Origin of the sequence: Microvirga arsenatis (assembly GCF_009910705.1) — a bacterium.
GTDB lineage: Bacteria > Pseudomonadota > Alphaproteobacteria > Rhizobiales > Beijerinckiaceae > Microvirga > Microvirga arsenatis.
The window spans coordinates 80,432-95,992 of sequence record NZ_JAAAXJ010000005.1 but is presented as its reverse complement, the minus strand read 5'-3'; the positions used below and the strand labels follow the sequence as shown (position 1 = coordinate 95,992).

The following is a 15,561-nucleotide window of genomic DNA, read 5'->3' as shown; positions in this document are numbered from 1 at the left end:
AGCGAGCATCTGATCGGATTCAGACCCTAGGTCCCCCGCGGCTTCGCGCGCCGCGTCGGCGGCGCAGTCAGCGGGTCCTCGGGCCAGGGATGCTTCGGGTACTGCCCGCGCATGTCGGCCCGCACCGCCGCCCAGGAGCCGCGCCAGAAGCCCGGCAGGTCGCGGGTGATCTGGATCGGCCGATGGGCCGGGGAGAGCAGGTGCAGGATGAGCGGCACGCGCCCGGCGGCGATGGTCGGATGCTTGTCGAGGCCGAAGAGTTCCTGCACCCGCACGGCCAGAACAGGCCCCTCCTCCGCGCCGTAATCGACCGGAATCTGCGAGCCGGTCGGCACTTCGACATGGGTTGGCGCCTCCGCATCAAGCCGCCGCTGCAGATTCCAGGGCAGCAGGCCGCGCAGGGCCTCGCTCAGAAGGTCGGGACCGATCTCGCCGAGGCTGCTATTTCCCACGAGATGCGGAGCCAGCCACTCGTCGGCCGTTCGCGCCAACGCCTCGTCCGACAGGTCCGGCCATTCCTCGCCCTCGGCTTGGCGCAGGAACATCACCCGCTCGCGCCACTGAGCGAGCGCCTTCGACCAGGGCAGCACGTCGAGGCCGAGCGAGACAAGACCCTCCGCGAGTGCCCGCGCCGCCTCCTCCGTCTGCGGCACCTTCAGCGGCCGCTCGCTCAGCACGAGGGCTCCCAGGCGCCGCACGCTCCGCGCACGCAAGGCCCGTGCCTGACGGTCGAAGGCGATCTCGTCGCGCTGCTCGATGGCGGAGCCGAACAGATCCTCGATCTCTTCCGGAGAGATGGCAGCCGCCGCCAGAATCCTCGCGGAGGCTGCGCCGCCGGCAATTTCGGCAACGGCCAGATAAGGCTCCTTCGCCAGCCGCTCGTGGGCTTCGAGCGAGGCGCCGCGCCCGTTGGCCATGAGGTACTCGCCCGGCTTGCCGCGAGCCTTGGCGAGCCGATCGGGATAGGCGAGCGTCAGCAGCGCGCCGATGGAGCGCAGCTCGCCCTTCGATGCCCCGTTGCTGCCCCTCGCCCAGCCTTCCGCCATGCGGCGCATGTCCTCGGCGCGCTTGGAGCGTTCGCGCCGATAGCGCTCGATGCGCTCGGCAAGATCCACCGCATCGCCGCCCAGACCCCGCTCGACGAGCACGGCGGCCACATCCGCCGCATCGCGCGCCTGCCCGCTCTCGCCGGCAAGCAGCACCATGCGCGCGAGGCGCGGCGGCAGCGGCAGGTCGCGCATGCGGCGCCCGACCTCCGTGATGCGCCCCTCGGCATCAAGGGCGCCGAGCTGCAGCAGCAGCGTCCTTGCCTCCTTCAGGGCAGGCGCGGGCGGCGGATCGAGGAAGGCGAGCGCCGTCGGATCGGCGACACCCCAGGCGGCGCAATCGAGCAGGAGGGGGCTGAGGTCGGCGGACAGGATTTCGGGGCGTGCGAAAGGTTCCAGAGCACCGGTCGCCGCCTCCTCCCAGAGGCGGTAGCACACGCCCGGCTCCGTGCGCCCCGCACGGCCCCGGCGCTGGTCGGCGGCGGCGCGGGAAACACGCACCGTCTCCAGGCGGGTGAGGCCGATATTCGGCTCGTAGACGGGAACGCGGGCGAGGCCCGAATCGATCACGACCCGCACGCCTTCGATGGTGAGCGAGGTTTCGGCGATGGAGGTGGCGAGCACCACCTTGCGCCGTCCAGGCCTGGCGGGACTGACGGCGAGATCCTGCTCGCCCCGCTCCAGGGCGCCGTAGAGCGGCGCGATGTTGACGGCCGGATCGGTGATCCGCTCGCGCAAGATTGCCTCGACCCGGCGGATCTCCCCCTGCCCGGGCAGGAAGACGAGGAGGGAGCCGCCTTCGGCCCTCAGGGCGCGGGTGACGGCATCGGCCACCTGCTCCTCGATGCGGCGGTTGGGATCGCGCCCCAGATAGCGGGTCTCCACCGGATAGGCACGGCCCTCGGATTCGACGACGGGCGCATCGCTCAGCAATCTCGCCACCCGCGCGCCGTCGAGGGTCGCGGACATGACGAGGAGGCGGAGATCCTCGCGCAGGCCGCCTTGCGCATCGAGCGCGAGCGCAAGGCCGAGATCTGCATCGAGGGAGCGCTCGTGGAACTCGTCGAAGAGAACGGCGGCGACGCCCTCCAGCGCCGGATCGTCCAGGATCATGCGGGCGAAGACGCCCTCGGTCACCACCTCGATCCGCGTCCTGCGACTCACCTTCGATCCGAGGCGCACGCGCAGGCCCACGGTCTCCCCCACCGCCTCGCCCAGGGTCTGGGCCATGCGCGCCGCGGCAGCGCGGGCGGCCAGTCGGCGCGGCTCCAGCACGATGATCTTAGCCCCGTTCAGCCACGGCTCGTCGAGCAGCACCAGCGGCACCCGCGTGGTCTTGCCCGCGCCGGGCGGCGCCACGAGCACCGCGTTGGGGCACGTGCGCAGGTTCGCCGTCAGGTCGCCGAGAACGGCATCGATGGGCAGGGAGGTGTCGAAAGCGCGCATGCCGCCTGATGGCTCAAGCCGCCGAAGAGAGCAAGTGGTCAGACCGGAAAGCCATACCCCCGCAGTTCCGCCGCCAAGTTGGCTCCTTCGACGCAATGGATGGCGTGCATGCCCACGTTGCGGGCCGCCTCCACATTGGGCTTGGAATCGTCGATGAACACGCAATCCTCAGCCTTGAGCCCGTAGCGGTCGAGCAGGAGATGGTAGATGGCCGGATCGGGCTTCAGCAGGCGCTCGTCGCCTGACACGATGACGCCGTCGAAGCCTGCCAGGAACGGGAAGCGCTCCTTGGCCAGGATGAACTTGGGACCGGAAAAATTCGTGATGCAGTAGTTCGGCACACCCGCCTCGCGCAGGCGCAGCAGCAGGGCCACATGATCCTCGAACACGCCGGAGACGGTCTCGCTCCAGCGCTCGTGGAAGGCGCGGATGTGGCTCTCGTGCTTGGGATGGTCCTTGACGAGAAGGGCCACGGCCTCATCCCAGTCGCGCCCGCGATCCTGCTCCACGTTCCAGTCATGGGTGCAGACATTCGACAGGAACCACTCCATCTCCGCCTCGTCATCGAAGATGGTGCGGTAGAGGTTGCGAGGGTCCCAGCGCAGCAGGACATTGCCGATATCGAACACGACGGTAGTAGGCTGCCCCATGGTCAAGTTACTTTCCTTCAATTCTCTTCGAGGGTGTTTAGCCTTGCAGAGACGGCCACGCCACCCTCAAGATCCGCGAGGTGCCTCAGAGACCTGAATGACTGGAGAGCTTTCAACCTGAACCGCGGCTGAAGCTTTCCAGGATCAAGAAGGCAGTGATCGCGGGTTTCCCGATTTTGACCGTTGAGGTTGCGATGACCGAGCATGTATCGCTCCTGCAATATGGGCTTGTCGCGTTGTGCGCCCTCCTCACGGGAACGATCGGCGGCATTGCCGGCTACGGTACGGGCCTTCTCATGCCGCTGGTCCTCGTTCCGATCGTCGGGGCCGAACCTGTTGTTCCCATCATCGGTCTGTCGGCCCTGTTCACCAATGCCAGCCGCATCATGGCTTTCCGAAAGGAACTCGACGCGCGCCGCGCCCTCCTGATCGGCGGAATGGCCCTGCCGACCTGCATGCTCGGAGCCTACGGCTACGCGTTCCTGACCGGCCGCGGAGCCGCCATCACCATCGGCACCTTCCTGATCCTGATGGTTCCGACGCGGCTTTATCTGAAGCGGCGGCAGATGAAGCTGTCCGGCGGCGCTCTCGCGGCTGCAGGAGCAGGATACGGGCTGCTCGTCGGCGGCACGGCAGGGTCGGGCGTCGTCCTGCTGTCGATCCTCATGGCGTCAGGCCTGAACGGGCGCGCGGTGATTGCAACGGATGCCGCAATCTCACTGGCCCTGGGCGTCGCAAAGTCAGGCGTCTTTCAGGTGTTTGGCGCCCTGCCGTCCTCATCCTGGGTCATGGCCGCGATCATCGGACTGGCGGCAACACCGGGAGCCTTCATCGCCAAGCGGCTTACGGAGGCGCTGCCGATCCACATCCACAACACCATTCTGGACGCCGCCATCGTCTGTGGCGGCGTCATCCTTGTCGTGCAGGGTCTGCGTTGACCTAGCCGCCGATATTGTAGGCGGCGAGCGCCGCCATGTTGACGATGTCGTTGTCGGTAGCGCCCAGCGAGACGATCTGCACCGGCTTGTCGAGACCCACCACGAGCGGCCCCAGCACCATCGCGCCGCCGAGTTCCTGCAGCATCTTGGTGGAGATGGAGGCCGAGTGGAAGGCGGGCATGACGAGCACGTTGGCGGTGTCCGTCAGGCGACTGAAGGGATATTGCGCCATGGCGTCCCGGTTGAGGGCCACATCCGCCGCCATCTCGCCGTCGTACTCGAAATCGACGCGCATTTGATCGAGGATCCTCACGGCCTCCTGGATCTTCTCCGCCCGCTCCGCCCTGGGGTGTCCGAAGGTCGAGAAGGAGAGGAGCGCCACGCGCGGCTCGTAGCCGAGACGACGAGCCACACCGGCCGATTCGATCGCGATCTCGGCGAGTTCCTGCGCGGTGGGCATCTCGTGAATGGCGGTGTCCGCCACCAGCACCGTACGGCCGCGCGCCAGGCAGAGCGAGATGCCGATCACCCGGTGGCCGGGCTTGGCGTCGATCACGTGGCGCACGTCTGCGAGCGCCGTCGAGTAGTTGCGGGTCGCGCCAGTCACCATGGCGTCCGCATCGCCCAAGGCCACCATGGAGGCGGCGAAGTGGTTGCGGTCCTGGTTGATCATGCGCTGGCAGTCGCGGAACAGATAACCCTTGCGCTGCAGGCGCTCGTAGAGGAACTGCGCATAGGTCGCGTTGCGCGAGGACAGCCGCGCGTTGTGGATCTCGATGCCATCCCGGCCCTCGAGATCGATGCCCGCCTGGGCCGCAGTCTCCATGATCCGGTCCTCGCGTCCCACGAGGATGGCTTTGCCGAGCCCCTGGTTCATGAAGGACAGGGCGGCGCGGATCACCTGCTCCTCCTCGCCTTCGGCGAAGACCACGCGCTTGGGGAACTTGCGTACGCGCTCGAAGATGCGGTTGAGCGTGCCGGCCACCGGATCGCGCCGGGCCGACAGCTGCGCCTTGTAGGCGCGCATGTCGACGATCGGGCGGCGCGCGACGCCCGTATCCATCGCCGCCTTTGCCACGGCCATCGGGATCGTATGGATCAGGCGCGGGTCGAAGGGCACGGGAATGATGTAGTCGCGCCCGAAGCGCGGGCGCGCGCCCTGGTAGGCGGCGGCCACCTCGTCGGGAACGTCCTCGCGGGCGAGTTCCGCCAATGCCTGGGCGGCGGCGATCTTCATCTCCATGTTGATCGTGGTCGCCTGCACGTCCAGCGCTCCGCGGAAAATGTAGGGGAAGCCGAGGACGTTGTTGACCTGGTTCGGGTAGTCGGATCGGCCTGTCGCGATGATGACGTCGTCGCGGATGCGCGCCACCTCTTCCGGCGTGATCTCCGGATCCGGATTGGCCATGGCGAAGATGATCGGGTTCTCCGCCATGGAGCGGATCATGTCGTCCGTGAACGCGCCTTTGGCCGACAGGCCGAACACCGCATCGGCACCGTTGAGCGCGTCCGCCAGGGTACGGGCGTCGGTCTCGGCGGCATGGGCCGATTTCCACTGGTTCATGCCCTCGGTGCGGCCCTTGTAGATCACACCCTTGGTGTCGCAGAGAATGACGTTGTTGGGCGCAAAGCCCATGGCCTTGAGAAGCTCGGTGCAGGCGATGCCGGCAGCACCCGCGCCGTTTACCACGAGCTTCGTCTCCGCCATGTCGCGGCCGGTGAGATGCAGGGCATTGATGAGGCCTGCCGCCGCGATGATCGCCGTGCCGTGCTGGTCGTCATGGAACACGGGAATGTCCATGAGCTCCCGCAGGCGCTCCTCGATGATGAAGCACTCGGGCGCCTTGATGTCCTCCAGGTTGATACCGCCGAAGGAGGGCCCGAGATAGCGCACGCAGTTGATGAAGGCGTCCGCATCCTCCGTGTCGACCTCGAGGTCGATGGAATCCACGTCGGCGAAGCGCTTGAAGAGCACCGACTTGCCCTCCATCACCGGCTTCGAGGCGAGCGCGCCCAGATTGCCGAGGCCGAGGATTGCCGTGCCGTTCGAGATCACCGCCACCATGTTGGAGCGGGTGGTGTAGTCGAAGGCGCAGGACGGATTCTCGGCAATGGCCAGCACCGGCACCGCCACGCCCGGCGAATAGGCCAGCGACAGGTCGCGCTGGGTCGCCATGGGCTTGGTCGGAACGACTTCCAGCTTGCCGGGTCTCCCCTGGGCGTGGAACTGCAGCGCCTCCTGGTCCGTGAAGGTGGGGCGTTTGCGGCGGGTCGGGCGCTGATCGTCGGTCATGGGGGTCCGATTCTTGTGATGCAGGGCGTTTCCAAAGGGGGATGCGACCTTAAGACATAGGGCGCGCATTCCTCAAGACTTGTCCACATCCGCCCTTCGGACCGCATGCCACGGATGAAAGGGCCTCCAGGCTTTGCTAAACAGGACGGATGTCGTCCCAAGCCGCCTACCGCTCTCCCGAAAGCCTCGATCCGGGCGCCCCTGCCGATGCCAAAGCCGCGCAGGACAGCCGCGTCACGCCCATGATGGCGCAGTACATCGAGATCAAGGCCGCCAACCCGGACAGCCTGCTGTTCTACCGGATGGGGGATTTCTACGAGCTGTTCTTCGAGGATGCCGAGATCGCCAGCCAGGCGCTGGGCATCGTGCTCACCAAGCGCGGCAAGCACCAGGGGCAGGACATCCCCATGTGCGGCGTGCCGGTGGAGCGGGCCGACGACTACCTCCAGCGCCTCATCGCTCTCGGCCACCGGGTCGCCGTCTGCGAGCAGACCGAGGATCCGGCGGAGGCCAAGAAGCGCGGGTCCAAATCGGTGGTGCGCCGCGACGTGGTGCGCCTCGTCACCCCCGGCACGATTACGGAGGAGCGCCTGCTCGAGCCCGGACGGGCCAATTACCTGCTCGCCATCGCCCGGCGTCGGGCCTCCGACACGCAATGGTGCTACGGCCTGGCTGCGGTCGACATATCCACAGGCCATTTCGTCCTGAGCGAGACCGACGGCGCCGGCCTGTCCGCCGAAATCGCCCGGTTCGAGCCCCGCGAGATCCTGGTTCCGGACGTGATCCATGACGATCCGGAGCTGAGGAGCTTCTGGCAGGAGACCCGTGCCGCCATCACCCCCCTGTCCCGCGAGGGTCTCGACCCTGCATCCGCCGAGCGGCGGCTCAAGGATTATTTTGGGGTTGCGACGCTCGACGCCTTCGGCTCCTTCAGCCCGGCCGAGATCACGGCGGCGGGCAGCGCGCTCTTCTATATCGCGAAGACGCAGATCGACAGCCGCCCGGCCCTGAACCCGCCCACCCGCGACACGGCCGGTGCGGCGCTGGCCATCGATGCGGCCACCCGCGCCAACCTGGAGCTGACCCGCACGCTCTCCGGCGAGCGGACCGGCAGCCTGCTCGCCACCATCGACTGCACGGTGACGCCCGGCGGAGCGCGCCTCCTCGCCGAGCGGCTCGCCGGCCCCCTCACCGATCCAAGCCTGATCCGCGACCGGCAGGATTCCGTCACGGCGCTCGTCGAGAACGGCGACCTGCGCGACCGACTGCGCCGCATCCTCAAGCGCTCGCCGGATCTCGCCCGCGCCCTGTCGCGGCTGAGCCTCGGGCGCGGGGGACCGCGGGACCTCGCCTGCGTGCGCGACGGCCTGTTCGCGGCGCGCGAACTCGGCCTCGAGCTCGCCATCGCCCCGAACCTGCCGAAGGAGTTGTCCGAGGCCGCCCAGACGCTTCATGGCCTGCGCACGGATGTAGCCGACCGGCTGGCGGCGGCGCTCGCCGACGACCTGCCCCTTCTCAAGCGCGACGGCGGCTTCATCCGCCCGGGCTTCGATCCGAACCTCGACGAATTGCGCGAGCTGCAGCAGGATTCGCGCCGCTTCATCGCAGCCCTCCAGGCCCGCTACGCCACCGAGACCGGCTGCCGGACGCTTCGCGTCAAGCACAACCACATGATCGGCTACTTCGTGGAGGTACCGCAGAACGTGGGCGAGGACCTCCTGAGGGAACCCTGGAAGGACACCTTCGTCCACCGCCAGACCATGGCCGGCGCCATGCGTTTCTCGACGATGGAACTCGGGGAACTCGAATCGAAGATCGCCTCTGCGGCTGACCGGGCGCTCAAGATCGAACTCGCCCTCTTCGACGAGATGGTGCAGGCGCTGCTCGATCTCACGGCGGACATCGCCGCGGCAGCCGAGGCGATAGCCGTGATCGACGTGACGGCAGCACTCGCCGATCTCGCCGTGCGCCTCGACTGGACGCGGCCCGTCGTCGATACGAGCCTGGCTTTCACGGTCAGGGGCGGGCGTCATCCGGTGGTGGAGGCCGCGCTCAAGCGCGAGGGCACGCCGTTCATCGCCAACGATGCGGATCTTTCCGGCAAGGATGCCGGCCACATCCTGCTGATCACCGGGCCGAACATGGGCGGCAAGTCCACCTATCTGCGCCAGAACGCGCTGATCGTCGTGCTGGCCCAGATGGGCTCCTACGTACCGGCGAGGGAGGCCCATATCGGCATCGTCGACCGGCTCTTCTCCCGCGTCGGCGCCGCCGACGATCTGGCGCGGGGCCGTTCGACCTTCATGGTCGAGATGGTGGAGACGGCAGCGATCCTCAACCAGGCCACCGCCCGCTCCCTCGTCATCCTCGACGAGATCGGCCGCGGCACCGCCACCTTCGACGGCCTCTCCATCGCCTGGGCGGCCATCGAGCACCTGCACGAGACCAACCGCTGCCGGGCGCTCTTCGCCACCCATTTCCACGAACTGACGGCGCTTGCGGAACGGATGGCGCGGATCTCGAACGCGACCCTGAAGGTGACGGAATGGAGCGGCGAGGTGGTGTTCCTGCACGAGGTGGTGCCCGGCGCCGCCGACCGCTCCTATGGGCTGCAGGTGGCGCGCCTTGCCGGCCTGCCGGCGCCGGTCGTCGAGCGGGCCAAGACGATCCTGAGCGAATTGGAGCGGTCAGACCGCGAGGCGCCGAAACGGGCGCTGCTCGACGATCTGCCGCTCTTCGCCGTCTCCGTCCGCAACGAGCCTCCTGCGCCTCCCAAGTCCGACGCCCTTCGCGAAGCTCTTGACGCCCTCGATCCCGACCAGATGACGCCGCGAGAGGCGCTAGACGCCCTCTACCGGCTCAAGGCTCAAAGGTAGCCGGGAGGCCCTCAGGACATCTGCGAGCTGCTCTCGCCGGCCGCCCGGATGAAGGGAATGAAGGTCATCGTGCGGCTGCCCCCGGCCTCACAGGGCTGCCCGGCGGTCACATAGGCCAGGGCCTCCCGAACGCCGCGCTCCGTATAGGGCTTGGCGATCACACCCCAGGCGCCGGCGAAATCCTGCGGAATGCGCTTGGCGTTCGCCGTCATGAACAGCACCGTCACCTGCTGCTCCAGGGCCAGATCGCGGGCCACATCGACCCCGGTCGGGCCATCGGCGAGATGAATGTCGACAAAGGCGAGGTCGGGCCTGAGATCCTGCCCAAGCGCGAGGGCCTCCCGGGAGGAGGCTGCGATTCCCACCACGTCGTGGCCCAGGTCCTGCAGCAGGCTTTCCAGCTCGAGCGCGATCAGGATCTCATCCTCGACGATGAGGATGCGCAGGGTCTTCTCGCTACTCAAACCGCGTCTCCTCCGCGTCCACCGGCATCACGATCTCCGCGCGTGTACCTGGCTCCATGTCCTGCCAAGTCAACTGTCCCTTCAACTGTTGAACCAGCATCGCAATCAGGGTTTTCCCGAAGCTTCCCTCGGATGGGGGAGCGTGATCGAGCCCGACGCCGTCGTCTTCGACGGCGATCCTGAGGCCGTTCTCCGCCCGCCCGATCTCGATTGTCAGCCGGCCCCGGCGCCCGTCGGGGAAGGCATGCTTGACCGCGTTGCCGACCAGCTCGTTGAGCAGCAGGGCAAGCGCCGCCGCCTTCGAAGCCGGTACTCCAAGCGGCTGGATGTCGAGGTTCAGGTTGACCTGCCCCTTCGGCAGTCCCATGACCAGCTCCCCGGCCAGTTCCGAGGCGAAGTCCCTGATGTTGAAGCGGCTGACGTCGCCGGAGGCGTAGAGAAGCCGGTGCGCCGTCGCGAGCGCGCTGACCCGCTCGGCGATCTCCTGCAGAACCTTGCGGGCTTCCGGGTTCTGCAGACGGCGCGCCTTCAGCAGCACCAGGGAGGCCGTCATCTGCAGGCTGTTCTTGACCCGGTGCTCCACCTCGTGAAGAAGCGCCGTCTTCTGCTCAAGCGCCGTCTGAAGCTCCTGCGTCCGGTGTTCGACCTGCTCCTCCAGCAGGCGCTCGGCCTGTCGCTTCGCGCTGATGTCGCACAGGACCAGGCTGAACAGACGCAGGCGTCCGTCCCCATCGCGGACGGGGCTCAGGGTCAGGGAGCCCCAGAGCGAGGTTCCGTCCTTCCGGTAGATCAGGAGTTCGTCGTCGTGACCTTCGCCGCAGCGCAGGGCGCCGTCCACGGCAGCCAGGGTATTGCGCCCCGTCTCCGGTCCCGCAACCAGGTTCCAGCTTTGCCCGACCACCTCATCGACGCCATAGCCGGTGAGATGCCGGAAGGCATCGTTCGCGAACACGATGGCGCTGCCGGACTCATGCGGATCGATCAGGAGGGCAGGCATGCGCAAGGACCGGAAAGCTGCCCTGATCGGGACGTCCGGAACTCGATCCTTGCAGTGTCTGAAGCCAGGTGCGTCGCTTTGGGCCAACATCGCAATTCCTGAACGGGATCAGGATCTTACAGACGGCCTGTGCCGTGCAGTCTCAGCACGGTTGAATTGCCCCGAGCCATGCGCCCCCTCCCCGATTCTGTTGCGCGCGTCTGACCGTCTGGTTGTGCCAGCGCAGTTGGACTCAACGCAAACCCGCCAGCTGGGTTCCAGCTCCCGTACGCCAACCCGGTTTGCAGGATCGCACGAAACACTATCCCGTTGCAGAAGGCCAAGCTAGATTGAAGGCTCATGGAGGACAGGAGCCTTATGGTCACGCGCGTTTCCACAGTTGCGTTCGAGGGGATCGAGGCGCGTGCGGTCGATGTGCAGGTTCAGATCTCCCCAGGCGCGGTCGCATTCACCATCGTCGGCCTGCCGGACAAGGCGGTGGCGGAATCCCGCGAACGGGTCCGCTCCGCCCTCATCGCCTCCGGCCTTGCCCTGCCGTCGAAGCGCATCACGGTGAATCTCGCCCCCGCCGACCTTCCCAAGGAGGGCAGCCATTACGACCTGCCCATCGCCCTCGGCGTGATGGCGGCCATCGGGGCGATCCCGGCGGATGCGCTTCATGGCTTCACGGTGCTGGGCGAGCTGGCCCTCGACGGCTCGATCACGGCCGTGGCCGGAGCGCTTCCCGCCGCCATGGCGGCCCACGAGCGCGACCATGGTCTGATCTGCCCCGAGGCCTGCGGCTCGGAGGCCGCCTGGGCCGGCAGCGACATCGAGATCCTGGCCCCGCGGTCCCTGATCCAGCTCGCCAATCACTTCAAAGGAACCCAGGTGATGGCGCGCCCCACGCCCGCCATCGTCCCCCTCTCGGGCGCTCTGCCCGACCTGAGGGACATCAAGGGTCAGGAAAGCGCCAAGCGGACCCTCGAGATTGCGGCAGCCGGCGCCCACAACCTTCTCATGAACGGCCCTCCCGGCGCCGGCAAGTCGATGCTCGCCCAGCGGCTCCCCTCGATCCTGCCGCCGCTCTCGCCGCGGGAGCTCCTGGAGGTCTCCATGATCCAGTCGGTGGCGGGCCTCCTCGCGGACGGCACCCTCTCCGACCGTCGTCCTTTCCGGGCGCCGCATCACTCGGCCTCCATGGCGGCCCTTGTGGGCGGGGGCCTCAATGCCCGGCCGGGCGAGGCCTCGCTCGCCCATCACGGCGTGCTCTTCCTCGACGAGTTGCCGGAGTTCCAGCCCCAGGTGCTCGACTCCCTCAGGCAGCCCCTGGAGGCAGGCGAGATCCTGATCGCCCGGGCCAATCACCGGGTCACCTACCCGGCGCGCTTCCAGCTCGTCGCCGCCATGAACCCCTGCCGCTGCGGACAGGCCACCGAGCCCGGCTATGTCTGCCGCCGCCAGCCGAACGAGCGCTGCATTGCTCAATACCAGGCCCGTCTCTCAGGTCCGCTCCTCGACCGCATCGACCTCGCCATCGACGTGCCGGCCGTCACGGCCGCCGACCTGATCCTGCCCGCTCCGGCGGAGGGATCGGCCGATGTCGCCGCCCGGGTGGCGAGAGCGCGGGAGCGGCAGGCGAAGCGCTATGCGTCCCTGAAGCTCGAAGGGGTCACCACCAATGCCGCCTGCCCGCCGGCCCTTCTGGAGGAGGTGGCGCAGCCCGACCCGGAGGGGCTGTCCCTGATCCGGGACGCGGCCAACGCCATGCGCCTCTCCGCCCGCGGCTTCCACCGCGTGCTGAAGGTAGGGCGAACCCTGGCCGATCTCGACGGGGAGGAGCGCGTCCGGCGCATCCACATCGCGGAGGCCCTCTCCTACCGCAGCCATGCGGACCGCCGCCCGGCCGCCGCTTGAGGCAGGACAATGATCCGCCCGTGGCATCCTGCTAATCCTCGTCGCGGCCTCGAACTTTCGAATCGGCATCTTTATGTTTTCTGTCACAAAACATTTTGAAACAGGCTTTATGCCCTGGCAGAGCCGGGCTGGCGCGAACCTGAACCGGCTGTTAAGGCAGGATCCGTGAGGCAGCGATGAGTTCTTTCCCTTCCCATGAAGCGGCGGCCGCTTCCATGGCCTTGCGCCCCCACGGCCTCAGCAAGTTCATCCCCGGCGCCGACAGGATCGTGCGCGACTACGGCAGCCTCGACCCCGTGCTCGGCCGCATCGGCTCCCTCGAGGTGCGCCTTGCTACCACCGCTCGAGAGATCCGGCGCGCGCAGCGGCTGCGGTTCAAGGTCTTCTACGAGGAAATGTCGGCGGCCCCCAATGGCGCGGCCCTGATCTCGCGCCGCGACGTCGATTCCTACGACGCGATCTGCGATCACCTCCTCGTCCTCGACCATGATGTGAAGCGGAAAGCCCTCCGTCCGGCAAAGCCCAAGGTGGTGGGCACCTACCGCCTGCTCCGCCAGGATGTCGCCGAGTGCCATGGCGGGTTCTACACCCGGGGCGAGTACGAGATCGCTCCCCTGCTGAAGGGCCATCCTCACCTGCGCTTCCTGGAACTGGGCCGGTCCTGCGTGCTCAAGCCCTACCGCAACAAGCGCACGGTCGAGCTTCTCTGGCACGGGATCTGGGCCTATGTGCTCCATCACCGAATCGACGTGATGATGGGCTGCGCCAGCCTGGAGGGTACCGACCCGCAGAAGCTGGCGCTGCCGCTGAGCTTCCTGCACCATTACGCCGCCGCGCCTGCCGATTGGCAGGCCCGAGCATTGCCCGAGCGCTTCACCGCCATGGACATCCTGCCGAAGGAGGCCATCGACCCGAAGGCCGCCCTTCACGCCCTGCCGCCCCTGATCAAGGGCTATCTGCGCCTGGGCGCCACTTTCGGCACCGGAGCGGTGATCGACCGGCAGTTCGGCACCACGGACGTGCTCGTCGTCCTGCCCGTCTCCGCCATCAACCCACGCTACATCGACCATTTCGGCCCGGCAGCGAACCGCCACGCGGCCTGATGGCCCTCAGGCCGCGACAGTGGAGGCCATCGCCCGCCGCCATTCCTCGCGCACCTCGGAATCGGCTTCCTGCTCGAGCCGCACGGCTGCATGGGCATTCAGGGCATCTCCCGGCAGGAGGCGCCCGAGCGCCCAGACCGCCATGGCCCGCACCAGGGGCGAAGCATCGTCCAGCAGGCGCTCCGCTTCGGCGGCCAAGCCCGCGTCGCCCGAGTTGCCGATCGCGATCAGCACATTCCGGATGAAGCGGTCGCGCCCGGTGCGCTTGACGGGGGTGCCGGAGAAGCGGGCGCGAAAAGCCGAATCGTCGAGGCGCGCGAGATCCGCCAGCGGCAGGGCGGAGAGATCGGCCCGCTGCACGAGGCGCGCCTCACGCCCGGCCTGCGCAAATTTGTTCCAGGGGCAGACGGCGAGGCAATCGTCGCAGCCGAAGATGCGGTTGCCGATGCCCGGGCGGAGTTCCTCAGGGATGTGCCCCTTGTGCTCGATGGTGAGATACGAGATGCAGCGGCGCGCATCGAGCTGGTAGGGCGCGGGAAAGGCATTCGTCGGGCAGATGTCGAGGCAGCGGCGGCAGGAGCCGCAGCGGCCCCGCTCCGCCTCGTCGGCCGGCAGCTCCGCCGTGGTGAAGATGGCGCCCAGGAACAGCCAGTTGCCGAACTCGCGCGACACCACCACCGTGTGCTTGCCCTGCCAACCGAGCCCCGCGGCCTCCGCCAGGGGCTTCTCCATCACCGGCGCGGTGTCGACAAAGACCTTGACGTCGGACGATGCCTTCGCGGCGAGAAAGCCCGCCAATTCCTTGAGCTTGCCCTTGATGACGTCGTGGTAGTCGCGGTTGCGGGCATAGACGGAGACATAGCCGCGATCCTTCCGCTCGAGTTCCGCCAGCGGGTCCGTCGCGGGGCCGTAGTTCAGACCCAGCAGGACGATGCTGCGCACCTCCGGCCAGAGCGCACGCGGATCGGCGCGGCGCTCCGCCGTGTCCGCCATCCAGTCCATGGAGCCGTGATGGCCGGCTTCGAGCCAGGCGCTGAGCCGCTCCGGCGCCAGCGGGATCGCGTCGGGGCGGGCGATGCGGACCAGGTCGAATCCCAGCGCCCCCGCCCGCTCGACGAGGGCGCGCTTGAGCGCCTCTCCGTCTAGAAGTCCAGGTTGTCGTAGTGGTCCGCCGGCGCCATGCCCGGCACCCGGTCCGCCAGGAGCGCGCGAAACGACGGCCGGGACTTGATCCTGGCGTACCAATGCTTCGCTGTTTCGTCCTCGTCCCATGGCACGTCGCCGAGATAATCCACCACCGACAGATGGGCCGCCGCCGCCAGATCGGCATAGGTCATCTGGTCGCCGGCCAGCCAATTCCGCTTGGAGATCAGAAAGCCGATATATTTGAGATGATATCGCACATTGGTCTGGGCTGCGCGAATCGCGCCCATGTCTGGCGGCCCGCCCCCCAGGTCGCTCGGCATGAACCGCTTATAGATCTTTTCTGTGGCAAGGTAATCCGACACCTCGCCATGGAACTTCACCAGGAACCAGTCGAGGAGGCGGCGGACCTCGACCCGCTGCGGCAGGCTCTGGGGCAGGAAGCGCCTGTCCCGCAAATCCTCCCCTCGCGTCTCGTCCAGATATTCCGCAAGCCCTGATGGGCCCGCGACCGCAAGCCCGTTGTCGTCGATGAAGAGCGGGAGATTGCCGGAGGGGTTGATCTCGAGGAATGGGATGCGCCGATCCCAAGGTTTCTCCTCGACCACATCCGGCTCGAGGCCGAGCTCCGCGAAAACGAGGCGCGCGAACCGCGACTGCGGGCAGAACGGATAAGAATGCAGGATGGCCATGAATCTATGAGAGAGCG

The 15,561-nt window shown here is 67.6% G+C and carries 11 protein-coding genes; 4 read left to right on the top strand and 7 right to left on the bottom strand.

Going from position 1 to position 15,561, the window contains the following annotated elements:
- Positions 1–26: 26 nt before the first annotated feature.
- Together hrpB and GR303_RS11590 are read right to left on the bottom strand one after the other, a co-directional pair.
- On the bottom strand, positions 27–2,492 hold the full coding sequence (gene hrpB / locus GR303_RS11595; RefSeq protein ID WP_161723382.1) for an ATP-dependent helicase HrpB: 2,466 nt from the start codon (positions 2,490–2,492) through the stop codon (positions 27–29).
- Positions 2,493–2,530: 38 nt separating this feature from the next.
- Positions 2,531–3,142 (bottom strand): HAD family hydrolase, encoded by a 612-nt coding sequence (locus GR303_RS11590; RefSeq protein ID WP_161723381.1) that lies wholly within the window; start codon positions 3,140–3,142, stop codon positions 2,531–2,533.
- Between the two features lie 194 nt (positions 3,143–3,336).
- Here GR303_RS11590 and GR303_RS11585 point away from each other — a divergent pair, with 194 nt between their 5' ends.
- On the top strand, positions 3,337–4,080 hold the full coding sequence (locus GR303_RS11585) for a sulfite exporter TauE/SafE family protein (RefSeq protein ID WP_161723380.1): 744 nt from the start codon (positions 3,337–3,339) through the stop codon (positions 4,078–4,080).
- Between the two features lies 1 nt (position 4,081).
- On the opposite strand, the gene GR303_RS11580 is transcribed toward GR303_RS11585, so the two are convergent.
- On the bottom strand, positions 4,082–6,373 hold the full coding sequence (locus tag GR303_RS11580; protein ID WP_161723379.1) for an NADP-dependent malic enzyme: 2,292 nt from the start codon (positions 6,371–6,373) through the stop codon (positions 4,082–4,084).
- A gap of 149 nt (positions 6,374–6,522) precedes the next feature.
- Between GR303_RS11580 and mutS the strand changes: the two genes are divergently transcribed.
- On the top strand, positions 6,523–9,249 hold the full coding sequence (mutS, locus tag GR303_RS11575) for a DNA mismatch repair protein MutS (protein ID WP_161723378.1): 2,727 nt from the start codon (positions 6,523–6,525) through the stop codon (positions 9,247–9,249).
- A gap of 11 nt (positions 9,250–9,260) precedes the next feature.
- On the opposite strand, the gene GR303_RS11570 is transcribed toward mutS, so the two are convergent.
- Positions 9,261–9,713 carry a response regulator gene (locus GR303_RS11570; protein ID WP_161723377.1) on the bottom strand — a complete coding sequence of 151 codons (453 nt, stop codon included), beginning with the start codon at positions 9,711–9,713 and terminating at the stop codon, positions 9,261–9,263.
- Positions 9,706–10,800, bottom strand: a complete 1,095-nt coding sequence (locus GR303_RS11565; RefSeq protein WP_281351483.1) for a sensor histidine kinase — start codon at positions 10,798–10,800, stop codon at positions 9,706–9,708. The genes GR303_RS11570 and GR303_RS11565 overlap by 8 nt, the downstream gene beginning before the upstream one ends.
- Positions 10,801–11,067: 267 nt before the next feature.
- Between GR303_RS11565 and GR303_RS11560 the strand changes: the two genes are divergently transcribed.
- Together GR303_RS11560 and olsB are read left to right on the top strand one after the other, a co-directional pair.
- On the top strand, positions 11,068–12,606 hold the full coding sequence (locus tag GR303_RS11560; protein ID WP_161723375.1) for a YifB family Mg chelatase-like AAA ATPase: 1,539 nt from the start codon (positions 11,068–11,070) through the stop codon (positions 12,604–12,606).
- Positions 12,607–12,782: 176 nt separating this feature from the next.
- Entirely contained in the window at positions 12,783–13,709 is a 927-nt protein-coding gene (olsB, locus tag GR303_RS11555) for a l-ornithine N(alpha)-acyltransferase (protein ID WP_161723374.1), read from the top strand.
- A 6-nt stretch (positions 13,710–13,715) separates the two neighbouring features.
- On the opposite strand, the gene queG is transcribed toward olsB, so the two are convergent.
- Positions 13,716–14,954, bottom strand: a complete 1,239-nt coding sequence (gene queG / locus GR303_RS11550) for a tRNA epoxyqueuosine(34) reductase QueG (RefSeq protein ID WP_246205614.1) — start codon at positions 14,952–14,954, stop codon at positions 13,716–13,718.
- Positions 14,852–15,544: a glutathione S-transferase family protein gene (locus GR303_RS11545; RefSeq protein WP_246205613.1), complete on the bottom strand. Its 693-nt coding sequence runs from the start codon at positions 15,542–15,544 to the stop codon at positions 14,852–14,854. The genes queG and GR303_RS11545 overlap by 103 nt, the downstream gene beginning before the upstream one ends.
- Positions 15,545–15,561 lie beyond the last annotated feature (17 nt).

Excerpts from the sequence above, each read along its gene's own strand:
- hrpB (WP_161723382.1), bottom strand. The coding sequence starts at position 2,492 with ATGCGCGCTTTCGACACCTCCCTGCCCATCGATGCCGTTCTCGGCGAC.
- GR303_RS11590 (WP_161723381.1), bottom strand. The coding sequence starts at position 3,142 with ATGGGGCAGCCTACTACCGTCGTGTTCGATATCGGCAATGTCCTGCTG.
- GR303_RS11585 (WP_161723380.1), top strand. The coding sequence starts at position 3,337 with ATGACCGAGCATGTATCGCTCCTGCAATATGGGCTTGTCGCGTTGTGC.
- GR303_RS11580 (WP_161723379.1), bottom strand. The coding sequence starts at position 6,373 with ATGACCGACGATCAGCGCCCGACCCGCCGCAAACGCCCCACCTTCACG.
- mutS (WP_161723378.1), top strand. The coding sequence starts at position 6,523 with ATGTCGTCCCAAGCCGCCTACCGCTCTCCCGAAAGCCTCGATCCGGGC.
- GR303_RS11565 (WP_281351483.1), bottom strand. The coding sequence starts at position 10,800 with ATGTTGGCCCAAAGCGACGCACCTGGCTTCAGACACTGCAAGGATCGA.
- GR303_RS11560 (WP_161723375.1), top strand. The coding sequence starts at position 11,068 with ATGGTCACGCGCGTTTCCACAGTTGCGTTCGAGGGGATCGAGGCGCGT.
- olsB (WP_161723374.1), top strand. The coding sequence starts at position 12,783 with ATGAGTTCTTTCCCTTCCCATGAAGCGGCGGCCGCTTCCATGGCCTTG.
- GR303_RS11545 (WP_246205613.1), bottom strand. The coding sequence starts at position 15,544 with ATGGCCATCCTGCATTCTTATCCGTTCTGCCCGCAGTCGCGGTTCGCG.